Annotated in this window: 1 protein-coding gene; it reads left to right on the plus strand. The window is 55.2% G+C overall.

The window, feature by feature from the left end:
• A partial coding sequence (locus KDM89_RS20320; RefSeq protein ID WP_212689679.1) for a hypothetical protein occupies positions 1-375 on the plus strand: 375 nt, incomplete at both ends.

The raw sequence follows: 375 nt of genomic DNA on the forward strand, positions 1-375 counted from the left end.
GCGGTGACTTGCTGATTGATGGCGACCTGATCGCAGAAGAAGTTTTTTGCCTCGGCAAACTGACCGTGACCGGCGATGTACAGGTCCAGTCCTTATACGTCGGCCATACGCTGGACGTAGGCGGACATATCGATGTGGAATTCCTCATCAAAACCGGCTGCAGCGCCGAATGGATGGCGCGTGTATTAGAGCTGGATCAGCGCAAACTGGCTGAAGGCCAGAGCTTCATTGACCTGCTGGTCCATCCGGCGATTGCTGCACGCCAGGCACATCACGATGTGTTCGGCGGTTTTGGCGATATTCAATGCCTGGGCTATCTGTCCTGCGCCGATCTGGATTGTCACGGCAACCTGCAACTGGATGAAGATCTGGAAG

This window comes from Cognatundibacterium luofuense (assembly GCF_018139685.1).
In the GTDB taxonomy this organism is placed as follows: Bacteria; Pseudomonadota; Gammaproteobacteria; order Burkholderiales; family Burkholderiaceae_D; genus Undibacterium; species Undibacterium luofuense.